This window comes from Vibrio sp. QJM3NY_26, from assembly GCF_057786005.1.
Genome location: NZ_CM173516.1, coordinates 940,517 through 962,928 on the forward strand (window position 1 = coordinate 940,517; position 22,412 = coordinate 962,928).

A 22,412-nucleotide genomic window follows, 5' to 3' on the forward strand; every position below is an offset into this window, starting at 1 on the left:
TTCAATCTAGCTAGAGGGCTTATGCAAAAAGATATTTCATATCAGTTGAATCGAGTCGACTTAAATCTACTGGTGGCTTTTGATACGTTGCTTAAAGAACGTAATGTCACCAATGCTGCTAAGGCGTTGTTTGTTTCGCAGTCAGCCATGAGTCGGAGCTTAAAACGTTTGAGAGAAACGTTCGATGATCCTCTCTTCATTCGAACATCGACAGGGCTGACACCGACAGCTAAATCCTTAGAGTTAGGCAAAGAACTGCAACACATTCTTCCGCAGTTGAGTGCGTTATTTCAGCGTAATCAATTTGATCCCCGAGAATGCAATGATACGTTTTCGATCTCCCTGCCTACTTTTCTGGGCAGTACCATTCTTCCTAATTTGGCTTTAGAGCTATTTGATGAAGCTCCAGATGTGAACTTGATAGAAATGGCAGCGAAAAGTAATCCTTATGATTTGCTCGATAAAGGGAAGTTAGATTTTGCTATTCATTATTCGAGTTCGCTAGATCAAAAATACCAAGCGACAAAGTTAGGAACCATTTACCCCAAACTGTTTGTTCGGAGAGACCATCCTCTAGTAGGAATAAACGCTACGTTAGATGAAATCATGCGATACCCGGTGCTCGCGATGAATGTAGAAGAAGACCACAAACAAGCATTTAACACCCCTCTTCAGCAAATATTGTTAGAGCTTGAAAGCAATAAACGACCAAAACTTAGAAGTACTCAAACTCATGTGTTAATGGAGATTGCATCTCGCTCAGATGCGGTGATTTTTGGTATGAACGCGTTGAGTTCACTACCTGATTTCGATAGTCGGTTTGTGGACATTTACGATTTCGTAGACAGTAAACAATATCACGTAGATCTCTATTTGTTGCAGCATCAACGTACATTTACATCCGCTTCGCATCAGTGGATAGCGTCACGATTTAGTGGGTTGTTGGAAAATATACTCTGAAAATAAAATAGCGAATAGCTTCTTTGTTAAATGCTAATCAATAAAAAATTATCGAAAAACGATAATTTTTCATTGATTAGCGTTTGTTTTGATCTTAGTATCCTCCTGTCAATTCAACAGGAATATAAGTATGTCTAACATCCAAAAACAAAGCCGACGTGTACGTATGCTATTGCAATCCCTTTTTGTACTTACCCCTATAATGGTGTGCTACTTCTGGCTAACAGTTGAGACTCCCTATGACTTTATTAGTGCGACGGGCATTTTTTATCTTACCTACGACATCGGGTATTTCACGATGTTGCCGCTTACTATGACAACAAGAATCGTTGCTGCGTTCACAGGCTTATTGATGTCCAGCATCCTTATGTACGCACTGATGGTTCTGATACGTTTATTCCGTAACTATGAGCGAGGTGAAATCTTCTCTTTAGAAAACGCAATGTCCTACCAGAAGCTCGGATATAGCCTGTTTTATTGGGTATTAGGTTCAGTTATCTATGGTTCATTGATGTCAGTGATTCTGTCGTTCAATAATCCACCAGGTGAACGTATCTTCGAGATTAGTTTTGTTGGTATGGACTTTTTAACACTGATATTGGGTATAATTATTTTGATCATCTCATGGGTGATGAAAGAAGGTTATATTCTGGCTGACGAACATAGCCAAACCATTTAAAGGACTTGTCATGACTATCCGCATTAATTTAGACATTATGATGGCCAAACGAAAAATGCGATTGAAGACATTGGCAAAAGAAGTTGGGATTACTGAAGCCAACTTATCAGTATTAAAAAATGGTAAAGCTAAAGCGGTAAGGCTATCGACACTCGATAAGCTGTGTGAAGTTTTAGAGTGCCAACCTGGTGATATTTTGGAGTTTGAACCGAATGATCATCAAGACAGCGTTGCTGAAGAGTAGCCGGTAAGGAAATCGCTTTCTAATTATCTAATAATGAATGAGTCTCGATGCCCTTATCGAGACTCATTGCTAACTATTTATACAGGCTTGCCTGCCTCGTCCTCTTCAACAACATCGGTTTCTAAGCTCGCTTCTGCTAGCCATTTTTGTATTGATGGACTGTTAAGCACGCGTTGCTGATACTGTGATGCCTTCTTTGAAAGTTTGATGCCATAGGTTTCTACGCGTAGCGCCACTGGTGCAAACATCGCATCGGCAATCGACCATTCACCAAACAACCATCCCTCTGGGTACAGATCCATTTGCGCTGACCATATTGCATCGATACGAGCGATGTCTTTCAGTGCATCTTCACTGAGTTTTAGCTTTCGTTGTGCGCGGCAATTCATTGGCATTTCATTTCTGACGGCAAAAAATCCAGAGTGCATTTCTGCGGAAATAGCTCGGGCATGGGCGCGTTCTTTCACTGAGCTAGGCCACGCAGCACTGTTCAAGTGGGCGTCGTTAACGTATTCGAGAATCGCCAATGAATCCCACACCGCAACGTCACCATCAACTAGGGTTGGAACCTTGGCCGTTGGTGTCACTTTAGCCAGAGTGTCGTAGAAATCAGAGGTGAAAAGCTTGAGCTTAATGACTTCGGCATTGAGGTTGTAGTTGTCGAATATTAGCCATGCGCGCAGTGACCAAGTTGAGTAGTTTTGGTTTCCAATATAAAGCTGCATCGTTGCTTCCTTGCGTTTGGTGGGTATGCTTTTGAGCTTAGGGGATTGTATTGCGAGGCACTAACGGATAATTTTGATGCAATACATTAATAAAAACGATGGGTGGTGATTTCGATATGGATATTGATGCGTTGCGAGGCTTTCTCGCGTTTGTGGAAACCAGCAGCTTCACGCGTGCCGCGAAGCAGATCAACCGCACCCAATCGGCATTCAGTGCTCAGATGCGTAAGTTGGAAGAAGAACTCAACGTCACTCTTTTCCAAAAAGAAGGACGTAATTTAATACTGACTGAAGCGGGCTTAGCGCTGCGTTCTCATGCTGAACAGTTGGTCGCCCTTCACAATACCGCGCTTAAACAAGTAAAGCGTTATGAAGACAAACAGCCCTTAAGATTAGGTTGCCCTGAAGATTACAACGACACCATTCTTCCGAAAGTGATTCGCCTGTTACAGCAAGCAGAGCCTACGTGCTCAATCCAAATATTCAGCCTGCCCAGCATTACGCTGAGAGAGTGGTTGGATGACGGCCGTTTAGATGCCGCAATTGTCACTCGAGCGCCCGACAGCGAAGAGGGGTATTGGCTGACTCATGATGTCGGAGTGTGGATTAGCAGCCCTGAGTTTGTATTTGATGGTTCCAAGCCTGTTCCATTAGCCTTGTTTCAAACGGACTGTAAATATCATGCGGCGGCGGTGAATGGTTTAACTAAGCAAGGTACGCCTTATCAGTTGTTGGCGTGCAGTAACACGGCTTCTGCGCAGCGAGCAATTGTTAAAGCGAGTTTAGCGATTGGTGCTATGGGTAAGCTTAGCGTGACTCCGGATTTGAAAATTCTTGGAGATATGCCGCCGTTACCCTCGGTCGATATTGTGCTGATCTTAGCGAGCAAACATCACCCGGTGTTAGACAAAGAAGTGCTCAATCAGCTTGTGGAAATAGAGTCTGATTAGCTTTGTTCCGTAAAATTTAATAGATGAACTGCAATCGATGAGTTTGGAGCTGAGTGGGAATTAATAAATGAAGAGGCCGAGAACATCGCGTTTCTCCGAAAACATAGTGTTTCTCGGCCTAGTTATTGTGAGACGTTGTTGGTAATTAAGAAAGCTTGAACTTGCTTAACTCACCGTGCAAATCTCCGGCTTTCACTGTCAGCTCATTACTGATTGCTACTGATGATGTCATGGTGCCCATCACTTCCACAGCGGTGTCATTGATGATCACTACATTGCGGTTAATCTCTTCTGATACTGAGCTTTGCTCTTCAGCCGCGGAAGCAATCTGATTGTTCATGTCGTTGATCACTTCAATCGCTTGGTTGATTTCCGACAAGGCGAGATGTGCTGCTTGGGTTTCGCCTTTGGTGTCATTCGCTTGCTTCTGGCTTTGCTCCATCAATATCACGATAGATTGAGTCTCTTGCTCTAGGCGAGCCAGCATCGAGCGAATCTCTTCTGTCGAGCCTTGAGTGCGATTTGCGAGGTTACGTACTTCATCTGCCACGACAGCAAAGCCTCGTCCCGCTTCACCCGCACGTGCTGCCTCAATAGCGGCATTGAGCGCAAGTAGGTTGGTTTGTTCTGCAATACCACCAATCTCGCTCAAGATGCCTTGAATAGCAGTACTCGAATCGACCAAATTTTGCGTTTGTTGCTGTGCGTCATTGACCTGAACAGCCAAGCTGTCTACAGCGCTGGCGGCATTGTCCATGCGTGTCATGCCATTGAGGCTATTACTTTGTACTTGGCTTGCTGCCGCTGCTGCTTGAACCGCTGAACTTGCCACTTCTTGCGCAGTTGCACTCATTTCATTGATCGCGGTTGCAAGTGAGTTCACCTCGTTAACCTGAGAGTTCAACTGGTCACGTGAAACTTCAGCACGAGCTTGACCTTCTGTTGCGTTTTTATCCACTTGGTCGGCCGTTACCATCACGGTAAGTAGCATCTCTTGCATACGAGATAGGAAGGTATTGAACCAGTGTGCAAGCTGAGCAGTTTCATCTTTTCCTTTCACTTCAATGCGGTAAGTTAAGTCACCTTCGCCTTGTGCTGCATCTTTAAAGCGCTCTACTAAATTGTTTAGAACCTTGCCCAGAGAATTGGCAATGAATGCCATTGAGGCAATACCTAGAATAGCTGCGATGATCCCCGCCCACACACCTTTTTCAAGTGCTTTTGAATTCTGTGCATCACTCCATTGCGTGTAGTCGTCGACGCTTTTTGTAAGGTGACTACTGGGAACGGATACCATGACTACCCATGGCGCATCACTGGTATCAATGGCTGTTATTGCGTACTCATCGCCGCCGAAATTAACAAGGCCTGCACCTTCTCGCTTAGCGATAGATTGAATTGTCGACCATTCGGATTCCAATTCAGAAGAGACTCTTTTACCCACCATGTTTCCAGCTCGGCTATTGGCGAGAGTTATGCCTTTCCATGATGTAATAAGGATTTTTCCTTCGCCATCAAACAAGTTACGTGCAAGCAATTCGCTTTGGCTTTGAAGCTCAAACAAAGACAAATCAAAACCAATTGAGCCAATGATTTTCCCGTCTTGTTTGATTGGTTGGCTGATGGTAGTGATGAGCTCTTGCTTACCGCGAACTGGGTAGAAATAGGGTTCCATCACAAATGTCTTACCGGTTTGGTATGGCATTAAGTGCCAGTCATCTTTGCGCTCACCGTTGCTGTTTAGCTCGGTATTGCTGAAGCTCTCCATTGCGACGGCGTCAAAGCTGTTCTGATCATTTGGAGAGAAGAAAGGCGCAAGGTAGCCCTGACTGTTAAAACCTAATTCGGTGTCCAAGCTGATTTCGTTATTCAGATCGGTTTGTTGTGGCCAAGTCTTGTTCTCCCACACCATGTAGCCAGCAAATACAGCTTTGTTTTGTGCTTCCAAGGCGGCAGTAAACTGTTTAACGATAAGATCTGCGCTTGCGTTGGTTTCTGAACTTAACTCAATAATGGAACGTGCTTGCTTAAGGTTTGCTAGTACAGGATCAAGTTGGTTAGCAATGTTCAAACCTTGTTGAATGGCTGTGTTTTGCAAATCTGTCGTTGTGGCGTCTGTCAGCTGCGTCTTTACTTTTTCAGTGACTTGTTTGTTCACATCGGTAAAGGCGCTGGTGGTCATGCCCATTGCGATCAACAGAGTGAAAGCCATTGCCCCGCCTGCACTCACCGCAATTCGCGTACGTATACTGTTAAACATAAGATCCCTGTAACCAAATAGTGGTAGTTTTACAGAGATTTTAAACAAGATAAGTGAATGGAAAATTCAGAATAATGAACACAAAAAGAATAGGGAGATCAAAATTATAAATAGGATTGCATAACGTGTAGTTTTGGGTTTGGTCGCAACGTTTAGAGGAAGATAAAAATCATCATTTAGCAATCGCTAACCTTATGTATTTATTAGTGTTCATGATAATTAGGACAGCTTGATGTTTTCCTAAGGCTGCGATTCAGCTTTTCTAGTTTGTGACCGTGTATCGATTACTCATTATATGACAACGGTCACAATTAATTTTATTTAACCTAATGAATTACTAATCTTTTTATAAGTGATTTAAAGAGGGGACGCGTTGTATTAGCGCGCCCGTGTCGATTTGCTTTGCTTCTTCGACGGCCTGACATGGCGAGCCAAAATACGGCTTCGTTCTTGTTTTACCTCAGCCAGTTTTCGCCACGACCATAAACGTACGCGTGCTTCTTTTGCGCTCGCCTCTATATCTACCACTGGATCTAAGTAGGGTGAGTTAGATTCGAAATCTTGCATCATCACCTCCATGGGTGTCATCTTCCATGGTTCAAACAGAAGTGGGGTAGGAATGTCTGAAAGCTCTGGCACCCATTTTCGGATGAAGTCTCCATCAGAGTCGTGTTCTTGCGCTTGCTTGGTCGGATTGTAAATTCGGATAGTGTTTATCCCTGTTACCCCTGCTTGCATTTGAAACTGTGGGTAATGAATACCGGGTTCAAAATCGAGAAACAGCTGCGCTAAGTGAGTGACACCATCACGCCAGTCCATATTCATATGATGCGTTAGAAAGCTCACCAACATAGAGCGCATACGAAAATTAATATAACCCGTATGATGTAGGCAGCGCATACAGGCGTCGACTAAGGGCACGCCCGTTAGTCCCATCTTCCATGCCTCCAAACTTGCTGGTTCTTTTACCGTTTCATTCTGTAATAGTGCTTCGTAGGCGTGATTGATGCAGCGAAATTCCATATCGCATTCCGATTCAAATTTCTGCATGAAATGACAGTGCCAATGAAGCCTTGAAGAGAGCGCGATCAAGCTGCGACGAAACCCTGCAACTTGCCAGTGTCCCAATAGATGTTGATAAACTTCACGCAGGGATATATTGCCCCAAGCCAAATATGGGGATAGACGTGTACAGGCATGTCGTGAAGCTTCTGGGCTTGAGATGCTGCGGTAGTAATCTCTACCACGGCGCTCAAAGAAGTCGTGTAACGTTGCCCATGCCAATGCACTTCCGCCCGTTTGAATGCCGTTACCTTTGGTTAACCATGCTTGTGGAGGTTCCATTGCCAACTCAAGCTCTTCAGCATCAAGGGTATGTAGTGATTCCGTGGTCAATTGAATTTCTGGTATGGGATTACGCATGACACTGTTCCAGTGCTTGTCCCAACCGATTCGATCTTTTGACCCTCTCACGACAGCGCCCTGTGCGAACTCTTGCCAATGAATGTTGTGCTCTTGAAACCAGTCAGAGGTTTGCTTGTCACGTTCGAAAGTACAATTGAGGCCTATCTCTTGATGAGAGAATACGTTTTTGATGTGGTAACGAGATTGGATCGCTTCGAAGCAGTCCATAGCACTGCCATGAAGTATTGAAATCTGATGTCCATGCTCTTTCAACGACTGGTTCATGCATTGCAGTGACTGCCAGACAAATCTCCAATGTCGCTCAGAATAGTGGGCATTGTTTAGCAGCATGGGTTCGAAAATGTAGAGCAATATCGTTGGGTGCTTATCTGATAAAGCGTGTAGTAAAGGTGCGTGGTCGGTGAGTCTTAAATCGCGCTTTAGCCACACTATGTTGATTGTTTGCATCTGAGCCCTCTTTCGTTTTCAAGCACTACGAGTTAGAGGGCAAAATGTCTCACTGGAAGTGAATTTTATTTATTGATAACGAAAGGGCAGGCTGGGATCGTCATTGGTGATTACTGGAGAATCCCCAAGCTTTTCAGCTTTCGATAAATGGTATTGCGGCTGATGCCGAGTATTCGCGATGTCTTGCTGATATTGCCTTGGTTAGCTTGATAGGTTTGCAGCAAGGTATCTTCAACGGTGCTTTTTAAATCGGACTTTGGCCTACCTTCGATAGCATTGGTTGTGATGAACTTATGATGATCATCTTGCGCTAATGACGTGAGGTGTTGAGCAAGATGGCTAGGTACATGTTCTAGCGTGAGTTGTGGTTCATCACTTGCCAATAGAGCAGCAACTTTAAGTAAGTTGTCTAATTCGCGGATATTACCGGGCCATGAATAGGCGCACAGTAAGCTCATTAAGTGCGGGCATATTGTCTGCTCATCCTCAGCGTATTTACGGTGAATGTGCTCGATTAAGGCATGCTTATCTTGTCGGTGTTGCAGGCTTGGTAAAGTGAAGGCTAAGCCATTTAGGCGATAAAAGAGATCTTGTCGAAATTCTCCAGTTGCGACTAACTGCTCTAAGTTTTTATGTGTGGCAGCGATGATCTGGCAATCGACTTGATAGCTTTGATTGGAACCAACCGGCACCACGGATTTGTCTTGCAGAACATGCAGTAGTCGGCACTGAGCCTCTAATGGCATGTCGGCAATCTCATCAAGAAATAGAATACCTTTATCTGCTTGACGGATCTTACCTTGGAATCCTTTGTGGCTTGCGCCCGTAAAAGCGCCCGGTGCGTAACCAAACAGTTCGGATTCAATAAGATCTTTCGGTAGTGCACCGCAGTTCACCGCAACTAAGGGCGACGATTTACGCTGGCTTTGCTTGTGTAACGCTTTAACAAACTCTCCTTTGCCGACCCCTGTTTCTCCTAGAATTAATAGGCTGATCCCTTTATCGATAACCTTATTGGCTTGTTGCCAAGCGTGTTCAATTTGTTGTTCGCCATGGTGCAGATCACACGATGCTGAAATGGAGCGCGTGCATTTGGTGGTTGGTTGCTTGAGGTGTTGCTTCTCAAATACAAAGGGCGTGTCCAATGAGGTTCGATTGAAGAGAGTATCGATGCATTCGCCAACGATCGAGGTTTGATCCAACAGTTGAGAGGCGACTTGATTGTGCGCTACCACTTCTCCGGCTTCGTTGGCTATCACAATTCCTTGCCAACCACTGTACAGCAACGATTTCTCACATGCGAGGTCGATTCGAGTAGTGCCTTGCGGGATATGACTCAGTAGCTGGTTTTCAACAAGCTGAACCATATTTTGAACCAGCAATTGTACGGAACTGTCGTGTTGTTGCTGCTCGCTAGTAATGTCTAATATGCCAACCATTTGCCCTTGATGATCAAACACTGGGCTTGCTGAACAACTGATAAATCGATGCTGGTGGATGAAGTGTTGTTCGCCAATGATGGATACTGCTTTCGCTTCAACAATGGCGGTGCCAATCGCGTTGGTGCCTTTCAGTTGCTCCTGCCAACACGCTCCTGAGCTGAGTGCAATTGATGTCAGTTTCTCCTTAAACCGCTCCTGTCCCCAACTTGCCAGAATGACGCCCTCAATATCGGTCAGAATCAAACGACTGTCAGTGCGTGCAAACATCTGATTAAACAGAGGTAGCGCATTGCGTTCGACGATGTGGATCAAGTCAGCCGATTGATGACGTCGCTGTTTAAGTATCGATTGTGGCAGGCGAATGTCTTCGGGAAGTCGTCTCTGTTTTAGACCCGCTTCTGTGCTGCGGTGCCAAGAAGACGAAAGCCAATCTGAGGTGTTTGCTTGTTGAAGGTGCATGACTGTTCCATGTCGTAACAGTGAGGGTGTACCAATTTGGAACAGTTGAACACTGGAGTGGTTTCCATACGTCCGTTCAATGCCAACTCACTTTGGGTTGTAAACGTTTGGTAATCATAGTTTTACAATTTATTAACAACAAGTTTTGAAGTTCTGGCGTGTGATTTGCGTTGTTACTGTTGTGAAGAAAACACGAAGTATCAGTGTTTTAAACAGAAAGCATAAACATGGTGGCTCTCTTCTTACGAGCTTTCTTCTCACGAGATCTGTTCTCAAGGGAAGCCACCATGCTAGCTCGACAACATAAGCTCAATAACGAATAAACAACGACTAAAAATCTAAGAAGGATCTAACTATGATTTACGCACAGCCGGGTAGTGATAACGCAGTGGTTAACTTTAAAGCGCAATACGATAATTTTATCGGTGGCGAGTGGGTGAAGCCTGTCAGCGGCGAGTATTTTGATAACACTTCCCCAGTGAATGGTCAGGTGTATTGCCAAGTGGCGCGTTCAACCGAGGCGGACATTAGCTTGGCACTTGATGCCGCGCATGCTGCTCGTGCTAGTTGGGCTTCGACCAGTGTGACTGAGCGCTCCAACATCCTGCTTAAAATTGCCGACCGCATTGAAGCAAACCTTGAAGAAATCGCAGTCGCCGAGACGTGGGAAAACGGCAAGCCTGTGCGTGAAACCTTAGCAGCAGACATTCCTTTGGTTGTCGATCACTTCCGTTACTTTGCGGGTTGTATTCGAGCGCAAGAAGGCAGCGCAGCAGAGCTAGATTCAAACACCGCAAGCTACCACTTCCCAGAACCTATTGGTGTGGTGGGGCAGATCATTCCTTGGAACTTCCCGATTTTAATGGCAGCTTGGAAACTGGCACCAGCGCTGGCAGCGGGCTGTTGTGTGGTGATGAAACCCGCCGAACAAACACCGACATCGATTTTGGTGATGATGGAGAAGATCGCCGATCTTCTACCTGCAGGCGTCGTCAACATCGTGAATGGTTTTGGTAGCGAAGCAGGCCAAGCATTAGCAACTAGCGATCGTTTGGCTAAGTTGGCGTTTACTGGCTCAACTGAAGTTGGACATCATATTCTGAAATGTGCCGCAGAAAGCTTGATTCCATCAACGGTTGAGCTTGGCGGTAAGTCTCCAAACATCTATTTCCCAGATATCTTTAACCATGAAGACGAATACCTCGATAAGTGTGTCGAAGGCATGCTGCTTGCGTTCTTCAACCAAGGTGAAGTGTGTACTTGTCCATCACGTGTGTTGATCCATGAATCGGTGTACGACAAGTTCATCGCCAAGGTGGTCGAGCGTGCTCAAACTATTAAACAAGGTAACCCGTTAGATACTGATACGCAGGTTGGCGCACAAGCCTCTAAAGAACAGTTCGATAAGATTCTTAGCTACCTAGAAATCGGTCGTCAAGAAGGTGCGAAAGTGCTAACAGGTGGTGAAATCGCGCAGCAACCAGATGATCTCGGCAACGGTTACTACATTCAGCCAACCATGCTGGAAGGGCACAACAAGATGCGTGTATTCCAAGAAGAGATCTTCGGCCCTGTTATCGCAGTAACGACGTTTAAAGATGAAGCGGAAGCACTAGAAATTGCCAATGACACCGAATATGGCTTGGGTGCAGGTGTGTGGACGCGTGATGCAAACCTAGCGTATCGCATGGGACGTAACATCGAAGCGGGGCGTATTTGGGTGAACTGTTACCACGCTTATCCAGCACATGCCGCGTTCGGTGGTTACAAGAAATCAGGCATTGGTCGTGAGACACATAAAATGATGCTCGATCACTACCAAAATACTAAGAACCTGTTGATCAGCTACGATACTAATCCGTTAGGCTTCTTTTAATACAGATTCGTTTTAAAAGTATGAGAATGAATCATAGGTACAAAGAATAACTAACAACGCAGTCGGCTTAATCAAGAACAAAAGCTAGAAACCAAAACGCCCAACTCATTTGAGTTGGGCGTTTTTATGTCTGAATCGTTCTAGCTTTGTGAAAAGAAGATCTCTGGCTTGTGGACAGGGCCATAGTTGCCTTCTAGTTGGGTAAGCTCTAATCCTTGTTTGCCTATCAAAGAGCCGACTAACTGGCGGTTAAACGGGTAGCTGTCGGGGTTGTTAATATACTCTTCAACATCAATCCATTTAGCTTCTGCAATTTCATCAGTGTCTTGAATTGCGATCTCTTGGGTTTGAGCTATCAGGTGGCAAATAAAGTAGAGGTTTGATTTGCCGAATTGATACGGGTGCCTTGTCGCCATGCCAACCACTGAAACGAACGTGGCTTCGATACCTGTCTCTTCTAATGTTTCTCGAACCACAGACTCTTCAATACCCTCGCCAAGTTCAATGTGGCCGCCAGGTAATTTGTAGCCTGTCATGCCATGCTCTTTGATCATCAGCACTTGGTTGTGTTCGTTGGTGATCAACGCGCCAGCGCCCAAGGTGTGGGTCGGAATGAAAGGCACAAATTCTACAATCTCGGATTTATGAATCAGCGTAATCTCGTCTTCTAAGCAGTTGTGAAACACGAAGCCAAGCTCAGTCGCCACCGGAATAAGGTGCGAGAGTGAAATAGGCAAGCTAATCCAAATGATGCCTTTGTTATTCTGATTTGAAAATTCGGTGATCTCGCTGAGTTCGGCATTGAATGAATCAGCATCGTGAGGGGCAGTTGCTGGGTCTATGATGATGCCGTTAAATTTGTCGAGCGTAAATTCCACGGGTGATCCTTTATTATTTTTGATTTATTGGGAGTCGAGTATAGGTGGAGCTTATCTTATCTTAAGAGCTTATAAAACCTGCTCTGCTTGTAGCATTTTAAGAGTACGGCAGTGGTGGGTAAAAAGTGAGGGAGAGTGTAAAGCGGGCGGCTTGAAACAAAAATTGCGCTAGAAACAAAAACTGCGCTTGGAAGCCAAAGCGCAGTTTTAAAATAGGGTCTATTGGGATTCGACTCTAACGAATATAGTTTGCATCAACACTTACGTACCAGTGCTGAAGTTTGCCGTCAGATTTTTTGATCCACAAATCGTTGGTGTAGCTCTCGATCTTACCGTTAACCGTTAAATTGAACGTGTTCTCATCGAACTCACCAAGTTTTACGAACTGGTCTGTGGTAATCAAAAACGGGTCCATGTCATCTACGCCAACCACATCAGAAATCACATAGTAGTGGTAGGTCAGCGGCTTGCTCGCATCATTCGGGTTGCTGCGGTACGCCACAAGCTTGAATGGTTCCGTTAATGGAACGTCGAGCGTTTGCTTGTCCATGGTCGCTGGAATCGGGATAAACAGCCAAGCGGTAAACAGACCGCTCAATAAAACCATCAGGAAGAAAAGAGTCTTAATTGCTTTCATAGCAACCTTCAAAATAGGTGATGTTGAAGACGCTATGGTAACAGGTTTGATTTGTTGATTGTAAGAGTATGAATAAGTGAAGGCGACACCTGTCTGTTAGGAAGTTTGAATGAATTGACACACTGTTCATAAGTCATTATCTACACTAGTGCGAGTGACCTTGAGATAGATTGATCATCACAACACCTGCCGCCACAAATAACATGCCGATCCACACCATGGTATCGAGGTGTTGGCGGTAAACGAACGTAGAAATCAGGCTCACGGTTACGATAGCCAAACCCGCCCATAAAGAGTGAACCACACCCACAGGCATCCCTTTCATGGCTTGGCTCAAAAATAGAAATGCCGCCAAGTGTCCTGAAATCACCAATAGAGCAGGGATGGGTTTAGACAAACTGAAACCGTCGGTTGCTTTAAGTGCTACGTGAGAAAGTGCTTCCGCCATCACGCCCATCATTAAGAAAAACCAGCTCATAGTCGTACCTTTTAGTTGTATTGTTTTTTGTTGGTATAGCGAGGTGTTTGAAAGAGTGAATCGTTGTTGCTGCTATTGAGTTACAGTGGGCTCGCCTAAATAGCAGGCACAAAAAAGCCCACACCTCACGCTTTTGCAAGGTGTGGGCTAAATCGGTGTGACTACTTGTTCAGATAAGCTGCGTGGAACTCAATGTGCTCATCAATAAAGCTAGAGATGAAGAAGTAGCTATGGTCGTAACCTGGCTGCATACGTAGATCTAAATCGGCATTGGTTACCTTAGCTGCTTCGACTAATTGTTCAGGCTTAAGTTGCTCAATCAGGAAGTTATCGGCTTCGCCTTGGTCAACCAACATTGGCAGTTTAGTGCCTTTGGTTTTTAGAAGCTCAGAGGCATCGTAGTGTTTCCACTCTTCAATATCTAAGCCTAGGTATTGGTTGAAGGCTTTTTGTCCCCAAGGGCATTGCATTGGGTTGGTGATTGGGCTGAATGCCGAGATAGAACGGTAGCTATCTTCGTTTTTGATACCAATCGTTAGGGCACCGTGTCCGCCCATGCTGTGACCTGAAATGGATTTCACAGACGTTACTGGGAAGAAAGATTCAATCAAAGCTGGGAGCTCTGTTACCACGTAATCGTACATGTGGTAATGGCTGTCCCATGGTGCTTGAGTGGCATTCACATAGAAGCCTGCACCTTGGCCGAGATCGTAACTTTCATTGTCGGCAACGCCTTCGCCGCGCGGGCTTGTATCTGGGGCAACAATCGCGATGCCTTGCTCAGCCGCAGCTTTGAACGCGCCGGCTTTTTGCATGAAGTTTTCATCGGTACAGGTTAAGCCTGATAACCAATACAAAACAGGAACTGGGTTTTCTTTGCTTGCGTTAGGCGGCAAGAAAATCGCAAAACGCATGTTGCAGTCAAGCGTTGCAGAAAAGTGGGTGTATTGTTTGTGCCAACCACCAGCAACCTTTGCTTGGCTAATGTTTTCGATTGTCATCTATTGTGCTCCGTTAGGTTGATGGTTTTGGGGAATAACATGTCTATATCATCTAAAGTTTCACCACCCACCGGGCAGGAGGTGGTGAAGACAGTTTGTTGCTTTTCATTTATAACTTTGGCCTCGACACCTAAGTGCCGAGGCCAAGGAGAATTACTTATCCATGTGTAGAACAGTACGGATAGATTCACCTTTGTGCATTAGGTCGAATGCTTCGTTTACGTCTTGCAGACCCATAGTGTGAGTGATGAACTCTTGAAGACCAAATTCACCCGCCATGTAACGGTTAACGATTTCTGGAAGCTCAGAGCGGCCTTTAACACCACCGAAAGCAGAACCACGCCATACACGACCAGTCACTAGTTGGAATGGACGAGTTGCGATCTCTTGACCTGCACCCGCCACACCAATGATTACAGATTCGCCCCAACCTTTGTGACAGCACTCAAGTGCTTGACGCATTACGTTTACGTTACCGATACACTCGAAAGAGTACTCAACACCGCCGTCTGTCATCTCAACGATAACGTCTTGGATTGGTTTGTCGAATTTAGTTGGGTTGATGCAGTCAGTCGCGCCAAGTTGTTTTGCTAGCTCGAATTTGCTCTCGTTGATATCTACACCGATGATGCGGTCAGCACCAGCCATGCGAGCACCAATGATTGCAGATAGACCGATACCACCTAGGCCGAATACAGCAACGTTGTCGCCTTTTTCAACTTTAGCAGTGTTCAATACCGCGCCCATACCTGTTGTTACACCACAACCTAGAAGACAAACTTCTTCAAGTGGCGCTTCTTTGCTTACTTTCGCTAGAGAGATTTCTGGAAGTACTGTGTACTCAGAGAAAGTAGAGCAACCCATGTAATGGAAAATTGTTTCGCCATTGATAGAGAAGCGGCTTGTACCATCTGGCATTAGGCCTTTGCCTTGCGTTTCACGAACCGCTTGGCATAGGTTAGTTTTACCAGATTTACAGAACTTACATTCGCCACATTCAGCTGTGTAAAGTGGGATAACGTGGTCGCCAATCTCAACACTTGTCACGCCTTCGCCGATCATCTCAACGATGCCGCCACCTTCGTGACCAAGGATTGAAGGGAAGATACCTTCTGGATCGTCACCTGATAATGTGAATGCGTCAGTGTGACAAACACCAGTAGCAACGATGCGAACTAGAACCTCACCCGCTTTAGGAAGTTGTACATCTACTTCTTCCATTTTTAGTGGCTCGCCAGCTGCCCATGCAACCATTGCTTTTGATTTGATATGAGTTTGACCAGGTTTAATTTCGATTGTCATTGGATGCTTCCTATATATGTCAGTACAGCGGATAACTGTGCAATTAGCTTCAACCCGTTAAGAGTAGTTGAGCTTAATTGTTTCCGCTCTCTCGTTTTGTTGGAGCTAGTATAGGTGTGAGCATGAGTTTTGATAATCCCCTTAAATTGAAAATGATTATTACGTATTTGTAATAGTTAGTATAAAGATCTGCTCTGCGTTCCCAGTAATTACTTTATTCAGATCGAGTCGGGTTTTGATGGAGGGCTACTTATCCAAATAGTCTGAATGCATAGTTATCATTGATGTTTGAGTGGTTGTGTTATGGCAGCTTATATATTAATAACTGATTCCTACGATAGAGTTATCAATACTTATAATAGTTACTAACTAATTGAATTTTAATGATTGAAGCAATGTCGCATAAGAACTCTGCATACGACGTTTTGTAAGATATCAGAAACAATAGTGTCATTTTACTCACCTAATCTCCTCGCCAAATTTTGAGTTCTAACTTTTTGGGAAGAGAAAATGAAAAAGAGTACATTGACCGTACTTTCAGGCTTGATAGCAGCAGCTCTGGTTGGTTGCAATTCAAGTTCGCCAAGTGATGACAGCGGCAATATGGATAGCGCAGTGCAAGTGGCGTTCATGCCTGATATCCATTTCCATGATGTTTACGGTGATTTTCAGGACGGCTCGTTCGCAGGGTTGCCGAATGCAATCAGTGGTAAGAATGCAACGATCAGAACGATGGAGTCTCAGATGAACTCTACTCGTCTATTCAACGAAAACTACTTCGCGATGATTGCGGCGCTAGATGATGTGGTTGAGCGTGGCGTGAAGTACGTAGCCCTGCCGGGTGACTTCAGTGATGACGGCCAACCCATTCATATGCGTGGTTTAGTAAGCATTTTTGATCACTACCGCGACACGTACGGCCTTGAGTTTTTTGCAGCACCTGGCAACCACGATCCAGTGAGGCCATTTACTATCCCTGCGGGTAAGTCCGACTTTTTAGGTGAAGGGGGCAAGAACCAACGTATTTATAGTCGCGGTAAAGAAGAGTGTGTTGGCTATGAAGATGAGTGGACAACCATTCCTGGAGCCGGTGACAACCTCGATACCATTTGTACTGAAGAAGTGCGTGAATGGGGTTATGAAGAGATCATGAGTATCCTTGGTACTCACGGTTTCTATCCTCAGCAAGATTATCTCTACTTTGAAACGCCTTACAGTAGTGACCAAGCTCGTGCTAACTACAGCTATGACTTAGCTAAAGAAGAAGCGGCCTTTGACAAGCGTATGTACGAGATCTGTTACGAAGGCACTGGAGGCAGTTACAAAGAGAGCGGTTACTCAAGCTGTTCTGAAGTGCCTGATACCAGCTACTTAGTAGAGCCTGTGAAAGGACTTTGGTTGTTGGCAATCGACGCGAATGTTTATCGCCCCCAAGAAGGTTCGGCTGATAGTTCTTTAGATGGAAATACGTTTGATGGCTCAAGCAGTGCTGGCTACAACATGATGCTCACTCACAAAGAACACGTGATCGATTGGATCTCTGATGTAGTAAAAGCAGCGAAAGAACAGAATAAGACTCTGGTCTCTTTCTCACACTTCCCAATGACCGATTTCTACAACGGTGCCTCTGAAGAGATTGAAGACTTGTTTGGAGAAGGAAGCCATCAATTGGCTCGTGAACCAGATGACAATACCAGCCGAGCATTGGCAGCGACTGGTTTAAACATTCACGTTGGCGGTCACATGCACTTTAATGATACGGGTAAGAAGAGCTTCAATATTGATGGTGTTCAACACACACTCTTCAACATCCAAGCGCCATCGCTAGCGGGTTACATCCCAGCTTACAAGCTGCTGAACATTCGCCCGGATAACCAAATCGAAGTTGAAACCGTCGTTATCGATCAAGTTAAACGTTACAACGAGCTATTCAGTCACTATGAAGAAGAGCATGAATATCTTACTCAAGCTGCAATCGGAGACCCGGAAGCACAAGCGAAAATCTGGAACAAAGATATTTTGGATTCAGAGAGCTACTACGAACTGACTGATTGGCATATCCGTGAGTTAACGCGTCTGCGTTTCCTTCCTAGTGATTGGCCAATCGAAATGCGTGAAATGATCATGCGCATGAACGGTGAAGATATGATGATCATGTCTCAGCTAGAAACCAATTTTACGGTTTGTCAGCTAGCTGATGAAATGAATTATCCAGTCGAGGGTTGTGTTGCAAATGGTGTAGAAGACTACGAGCAATTTAAACAAGACTGGCAAGCAGCGAAAGTTGAAGCTGACGCTATTGCATCTCAAGAAGGTCTAGTGCTTGAAGACTTCGTAACATGGGAAGGTGAAACTCTTGCAACCGACTTCTACCGACTACGTAATGCAGACGAACTGGCGTTCCGTGATATCGGTGAAACACAACTGCGCCAATACGAGTTGCTAAGCCGAGAGCTTTCAGAGTTTGATGGCACGGTGGATTCTGAACTGGGTGACCTTGGCCAATATACCGTTGGTGAAGTGTTCCGTTCACGTTTCGGCAGCTTGTTCGTGATTCTTGAAAAATTCGCAACAGGTCAAGCGAGTGATCACTTCTTGATTGATATCGACCAACAAACTTTGACGGATCTGAAAGGTGAAGTTAAGCGCGATATTTTAAGAGGCTCTACGTCAGCAAACTAAGTTTCATTGCTTTGTTATAGCTGACTAGGTTTCTAGATCATTGGATTAAAGCAGGACCCACTAAAGATGAATTCGTGGGTCCTTTTTGTTTGTCTGTAGAGAAACTTCAATCGAGGATTACACTCAAGGCTTTTTAGGGTATGTCATAATAATTGCTTACTGAAAATCGCATGAATTGGAAATAAAACTACAATATTCTGAGCGCCGTATTTTATTGTTGTGGACTCAAACATGCTTTTATCTCTCCCTCCTCCAGTGATGCTGTCACTTGCCATTGTGCTTGAAGTTGTCGCAACTTCTCTATTACCTAAAACACAGCAGTTTACTTCTCTACCGGCCACTGCTGCGGTATTGGCTAGCTACGGTTGTGCCTTTTATCTGTTGTCTCTCACAGTGCAAACCATGTCTTTGGGTGTGGCGTATGCGATTTGGTGTGGGGCAGGGATAGTGCTAGTCGCAGCTTTGTCTTGGCTGGTCTACGGGCAAAAACTCGATATCTTCGCGATCATTGGCATCGCTTTGATTCTGTCTGGCGTCGTGATTATCAACCTGTTTTCGACTTCGGTGAGTCATTAGGGGAGCTAGTTGTGTTATGCGTGAGGGGGACACAGCTTCGTGACTCGTTATGTACGCAACACAGGAGTTTCAGCTACTGAACTTGTTAATTTAACCCTCAAGAACTTATTCCTAGTTAACTTCTCAATAGTCGAGTTGGTTGATTCTCGACTTACACATCCCTGCCCGTTTATTTGACAGATTGAATACTCTACACAATTTAACGACGAGCCTTTCCCGACTAGAATTCACTCAAACGCAGTAAATATTCAACATATGCAACAATAAGCAATTCACTCGATTGACTTTCTTCTAACTTATTGATTTTATAAAAAGTCACAAAGAGAAGATCGCATTATCTTATTACTTGCTATTTAAAGGTCGCTATAGCGACTTTGCTACTACTTGTCATAGATTTTGTGGAAATCACAAGTTACACACATAAATAATAATTATTACTTATACAACAGAGTCAGAGATGCGAATTTTAATTTTCTTAATAGTTTCTATTAGCTTGGCTGGGTGCACTCAAGATCGACATCAAGAAGATATTGAAGCAAAAAAAGCTGCATACTTTCAACAGGCAGAGCAAGGGGACGCTCATGGTCAATTTAATCTAGGCGTTATGTATGAAGACGGAAAAGGTGTATCTCAGGACGATACACAAGCAGTGTCTTGGTATAGAAAGGCCGCAGAGCAAGGGCATGCAAGAGCTCAAACCAATTTAGGACGGATGTACAAAAAAGGCAGAGGTGTTTCCCAAGATTATGAAGAGGCGGTGTCTTGGTATAGAAAGGCCGCAGAGCAGGGGTATGCAAGAGCTCAAACCAATTTAGGATGGATGTACGACGAAGGCCGAGGTGTTTCCCAAGATTATGAAGAATCAGTGTCTTGGTATAGAAAGGCCGCTGAGCAGGGGTACGCGAGAGCTCAAACTAACTTAGGATGGATGTATAAAGAAGGCCGAGGTATTTCTCAAGATGATAAAGAGGCGGTGTCTTGGTATAAAAAGGCAGCTGAGCAGGGGGAGGCGAGCGCTCAAAACAATTTAGGATGGATGTACGACGAAGGCCGAGGTGTCTCTCAAGATGATAAAGAGGCGGTGTCTTGGTATAGAAAGGCCGCTGAGCAGGGGTACGCTAGAGCTCAAAACAATTTAGGATGGATGTACGAAAATGGCCGAGGTGTCTCTCAAGATGACAAAGAGGCGGTGTCTTGGTATAGAAAGGCCGCTGAACAGGGGTATGTAAGAGCTCAAACTAACTTAGGATGGATGTACGAAAAAGGCATCGGTGTTTCCTTAGATAACAAAGAAGCGGTGTCTTGGTATAGAAAGGCCGCTGAGCAAGGACATGCGAGAGCTCAAAACAATCTAGGCGTTATGTACGAAGAAGGCCGAGGTGTTTCTCAGGACTATAAAGAAGCGGTGTCTTGGTATAGAAAGGCCGCTGAGCAGGGGAACGCGACAGCTCAAAACAATCTTGGCGTTATGTACGAAAAAGGCCGAGGTGTATCTCAAAATGACAAAGAGGCGGTGTCTTGGTATCGAAAGGCCGCTGAGCAGGGTGATGCGAGCGCCCAAAACAATCTAGGCATTATGTACGACGAAGGCACAGGCGTTTCTCAAGGTGATAAAGAGGCGGTGTCTTGGTATAGACAGGCCGCAGAGCAAGGGTATGCGAGAGCTCAAACCAATTTAGGATGGATGTACGCCGATGGCACAGGTGTTTCTCAAGATTATAAAGAGGCGGTGTCTTGGTATCAAAAGGCGGCAGAGCAGGGGTATGCAAGAGCTCAAACCAAGTTAGGATGGATGTACGTCGAGGGCACAGGTGTTTCTCAAGATGATAAAGAGGCGGTGTTGTGGTTTAGAAAGGCCGCTGAGCAAGGGCATGCGCTAGCTCAAAACAATCTAGGTGCTATGTACGCAGAAGGCCGAGGTGTTTCTCAAAATTATGAAGAAGCGGTGTATTGGTATAGAAAGGCCGCAGAGCGAGGACACGCGCTAGCTCAAAACAATCTAGGCACCATGTACGCAGAAGGCCGAGGTGTTTCTCAAAATTATGAAGAAGCGGTGTCTTGGTATAGAAAAGCCATTGAGCAGGGTGCTATGGATGCTCAATATAATCTTGGATTGTCTTACGAACGAGGTGTGGGTGTAATTCAAGATTATGAAGAAGCGGTGTTGTGGTTTAGAAAGGCCGCTGAGCAAGGGCATGCGCTAGCTCAAAACAATCTAGGCAGCATGTACGTAGAAGGTCGAGGTATCTCTCAAAATTATGAAGAAGCAGTATCTTGGTATAGAAAAGCCACTGAGCAAGGACTTGCGCTAGCTCAAAACAATCTAGGCGTTATGCACGAAAAAGGCCTAGGTGTTTCTCAGGACTATAAAGAAGCGGTGTCTTGGTATAAAAAGGCCGTCGAGCAAGGACATGCGCTAGCTCAAAACAATCTAGGCGTTATGTACGGAGAAGGCCGAGGTGTTTCCCGAGATGATAAAGAAGCGGTGTTTTGGTATAAAAAGGCCGCTGAGCAGGGGGTTGTAGATGCTCAACATAACCTTGGAATGTCTTACGAGCAAGGTGCGGGTGTTTCTCAAGACGATAAAGAAGCGGTGTATTGGTATGAAAAGGCTGCAGAGCAGGGGCATGCGAGATCTCAAAACCATTTAGGGTGGATGTACGATGAAGGCATCGGTGTTTCTCAAGATGATAAAGAGGCGGTGTTGTGGTTTAGAAAGGCCGCTAAGCAAGGACTTGCGACAGCTCAAAACAATCTAGGCGTTATGTACGCAGAAGGTCGAGGTGTTTCTCAGGACTATAAAGAGGCGGTGTCTTGGTATAGAAAGGCCATGGAGCAGGGTGATGTAGATGCTCAAAACAATCTAGGTGTTATGTACGCAAAGGGCACCGGTGTTTCTCGAGATGAAAAAAAAGCGGTGTCTTTGTACACAAAGGCAGCTGAGCAAGGACTTGCGACAGCTCAATACAATCTTGGATCAATGTACGCAGAAGGTAAAGGTGTGACTAAAAACGATAAAACATCTTACATGTGGTTAAAATTAGCTCAATATAATGGCAAGGAAGGGATGCAAAACGACTTCGATATAATGACTAAAAGAATGACATTAATCGATGTCAATAAGGCGAAAAAAAGAGCTAAAATATGTTTGGAATCTGATTACATTCGATGTGATTAAATACAACCTTCATGCAACATCGATAGTTGATTGAACTTAACTGCACTTAATCCGCACCGAGATTTAGACATATGACAGGCTCCCGATAGGGAGCCGTTTTTACACTACAAAGTCAATTCGAAGGGTGAATTTCTTCTAGCTCCACCGCTAAAGGCTTTTTATTCAATAATAGTGGTTTGAGCGGAACCGCATTTAGTCGGCATTTAAACCAAC

General features: G+C 44.9%; 17 protein-coding genes. 8 read left to right on the top strand and 9 right to left on the bottom strand.

Going from position 1 to position 22,412, the window contains the following annotated elements:
• Nucleotides 1-21: 21 nt before the first annotated feature.
• The 3 genes from AC3CH4_RS19510 to AC3CH4_RS19520 all read left to right on the top strand — a co-directional run bounded on the left by AC3CH4_RS19510 (nucleotide 22) and on the right by AC3CH4_RS19520 (nucleotide 1,883).
• Nucleotides 22-960 carry a LysR family transcriptional regulator gene (locus AC3CH4_RS19510; protein ID WP_081008959.1) on the top strand — a complete coding sequence of 313 codons (939 nt, stop codon included), beginning with the start codon at nucleotides 22-24 and terminating at the stop codon, nucleotides 958-960.
• Between the two features lie 130 nt (nucleotides 961-1,090).
• Complete coding sequence (locus AC3CH4_RS19515; RefSeq protein WP_054546226.1) at nucleotides 1,091-1,639, top strand: DUF2975 domain-containing protein; 549 nt, start codon at nucleotides 1,091-1,093, stop codon at nucleotides 1,637-1,639.
• Nucleotides 1,640-1,649: 10 nt separating this feature from the next.
• Nucleotides 1,650-1,883, top strand: coding sequence for a helix-turn-helix domain-containing protein (locus tag AC3CH4_RS19520; protein WP_017054877.1), 234 nt, complete (start codon nucleotides 1,650-1,652; stop codon nucleotides 1,881-1,883).
• A 77-nt stretch (nucleotides 1,884-1,960) separates the two neighbouring features.
• Here AC3CH4_RS19520 and AC3CH4_RS19525 read toward each other — a convergent pair whose 3' ends face one another.
• The gene (locus AC3CH4_RS19525; protein ID WP_054546227.1) at nucleotides 1,961-2,608 is read right to left on the bottom strand and encodes a glutathione S-transferase family protein; all 648 of its coding nucleotides are present in this window, start codon (nucleotides 2,606-2,608) and stop codon (nucleotides 1,961-1,963) included.
• A gap of 98 nt (nucleotides 2,609-2,706) precedes the next feature.
• Here AC3CH4_RS19525 and AC3CH4_RS19530 point away from each other — a divergent pair, with 98 nt between their 5' ends.
• Nucleotides 2,707-3,558, top strand: a complete 852-nt coding sequence (locus AC3CH4_RS19530; RefSeq protein ID WP_054546228.1) for a LysR family transcriptional regulator — start codon at nucleotides 2,707-2,709, stop codon at nucleotides 3,556-3,558.
• 145 nt (nucleotides 3,559-3,703) lie between these two features.
• On the opposite strand, the gene AC3CH4_RS19535 is transcribed toward AC3CH4_RS19530, so the two are convergent.
• From AC3CH4_RS19535 to AC3CH4_RS19545, 3 genes are all read right to left on the bottom strand, one after another.
• Entirely contained in the window at nucleotides 3,704-5,818 is a 2,115-nt protein-coding gene (locus AC3CH4_RS19535; protein ID WP_061021387.1) for a methyl-accepting chemotaxis protein, read from the bottom strand.
• Nucleotides 5,819-6,196: 378 nt separating this feature from the next.
• Nucleotides 6,197-7,690 carry a cryptochrome/deoxyribodipyrimidine photo-lyase family protein gene (locus AC3CH4_RS19540; protein WP_054546230.1) on the bottom strand — a complete coding sequence of 498 codons (1,494 nt, stop codon included), beginning with the start codon at nucleotides 7,688-7,690 and terminating at the stop codon, nucleotides 6,197-6,199.
• A 110-nt stretch (nucleotides 7,691-7,800) separates the two neighbouring features.
• On the bottom strand, nucleotides 7,801-9,591 hold the full coding sequence (locus tag AC3CH4_RS19545) for a sigma-54-dependent Fis family transcriptional regulator (RefSeq protein ID WP_054546231.1): 1,791 nt from the start codon (nucleotides 9,589-9,591) through the stop codon (nucleotides 7,801-7,803).
• Nucleotides 9,592-9,946: 355 nt separating this feature from the next.
• Here AC3CH4_RS19545 and exaC point away from each other — a divergent pair, with 355 nt between their 5' ends.
• Nucleotides 9,947-11,467, top strand: a complete 1,521-nt coding sequence (exaC, locus tag AC3CH4_RS19550) for an acetaldehyde dehydrogenase ExaC (RefSeq protein ID WP_016785531.1) — start codon at nucleotides 9,947-9,949, stop codon at nucleotides 11,465-11,467.
• A 140-nt stretch (nucleotides 11,468-11,607) separates the two neighbouring features.
• On the opposite strand, the gene AC3CH4_RS19555 is transcribed toward exaC, so the two are convergent.
• The 5 genes from AC3CH4_RS19555 to AC3CH4_RS19575 form a co-directional block, all read right to left on the bottom strand.
• Complete coding sequence (locus tag AC3CH4_RS19555) at nucleotides 11,608-12,345, bottom strand: NUDIX domain-containing protein (protein ID WP_054546232.1); 738 nt, start codon at nucleotides 12,343-12,345, stop codon at nucleotides 11,608-11,610.
• A 235-nt stretch (nucleotides 12,346-12,580) separates the two neighbouring features.
• Nucleotides 12,581-12,982, bottom strand: coding sequence for a hypothetical protein (locus AC3CH4_RS19560; protein WP_019821298.1), 402 nt, complete (start codon nucleotides 12,980-12,982; stop codon nucleotides 12,581-12,583).
• 145 nt (nucleotides 12,983-13,127) lie between these two features.
• Entirely contained in the window at nucleotides 13,128-13,460 is a 333-nt protein-coding gene (locus AC3CH4_RS19565; RefSeq protein WP_009846216.1) for a DMT family transporter, read from the bottom strand.
• A 161-nt stretch (nucleotides 13,461-13,621) separates the two neighbouring features.
• Nucleotides 13,622-14,461: an S-formylglutathione hydrolase gene (gene fghA / locus AC3CH4_RS19570; RefSeq protein WP_054546233.1), complete on the bottom strand. Its 840-nt coding sequence runs from the start codon at nucleotides 14,459-14,461 to the stop codon at nucleotides 13,622-13,624.
• Between the two features lie 153 nt (nucleotides 14,462-14,614).
• Nucleotides 14,615-15,763, bottom strand: coding sequence for an S-(hydroxymethyl)glutathione dehydrogenase/class III alcohol dehydrogenase (locus AC3CH4_RS19575; RefSeq protein WP_017064961.1), 1,149 nt, complete (start codon nucleotides 15,761-15,763; stop codon nucleotides 14,615-14,617).
• 510 nt (nucleotides 15,764-16,273) lie between these two features.
• On the opposite strand from AC3CH4_RS19575, the gene AC3CH4_RS19580 reads away from it, so the two are divergent.
• The 3 genes from AC3CH4_RS19580 to AC3CH4_RS19590 all read left to right on the top strand — a co-directional run bounded on the left by AC3CH4_RS19580 (nucleotide 16,274) and on the right by AC3CH4_RS19590 (nucleotide 22,199).
• Entirely contained in the window at nucleotides 16,274-18,445 is a 2,172-nt protein-coding gene (locus AC3CH4_RS19580) for a metallophosphoesterase (RefSeq protein WP_488544332.1), read from the top strand.
• A gap of 231 nt (nucleotides 18,446-18,676) precedes the next feature.
• The gene (locus tag AC3CH4_RS19585) at nucleotides 18,677-19,021 is read left to right on the top strand and encodes a DMT family transporter (RefSeq protein WP_488544333.1); all 345 of its coding nucleotides are present in this window, start codon (nucleotides 18,677-18,679) and stop codon (nucleotides 19,019-19,021) included.
• 457 nt (nucleotides 19,022-19,478) lie between these two features.
• Entirely contained in the window at nucleotides 19,479-22,199 is a 2,721-nt protein-coding gene (locus AC3CH4_RS19590; RefSeq protein WP_488544334.1) for an SEL1-like repeat protein, read from the top strand.
• Nucleotides 22,200-22,412 lie beyond the last annotated feature (213 nt).